The organism is Citrobacter sp. wls829, from assembly GCF_005280825.1.
Classification (GTDB): Bacteria; Pseudomonadota; Gammaproteobacteria; order Enterobacterales; family Enterobacteriaceae; genus Citrobacter; species Citrobacter gillenii.
Map to the genome: position 1 here is coordinate 1 of NZ_SZWP01000117.1, position 274 is coordinate 274.

Sequence of the window (274 nt, forward strand, 5' to 3'; positions counted from 1 at the left end):
ACGGCAACGACGGCGGCACCGCTACCGCGACGCTCGCCATCACCGTCACCCCGGTAGCGGACGTGAAAGATGACAGCGCCACCACCCACGCAGGCGTGCCGGTGACGATTGATGCGATCGGCAACGACCGCTTCGTTAACCCGGACCAGGCCATTACCGGCGTGACCCAGGGCGCGCACGGCTCCGTCGCTATTGAAAACGGGCAGCTGGTTTATACGCCAAACGCGGGCTACGTCGGCCAGGACACCTTCACCTATACCGTCACCAGCGGCGG

Annotated in this window: 1 protein-coding gene; it reads left to right on the forward strand. The window is 65.3% G+C overall.

All coding sequences use genetic code 11. The annotated features are described in order from the left end of the window. The coding region (locus FDW88_RS22340; RefSeq protein ID WP_170974193.1) for an Ig-like domain-containing protein at nucleotides 1-274 on the forward strand (274 nt) is incomplete at both ends.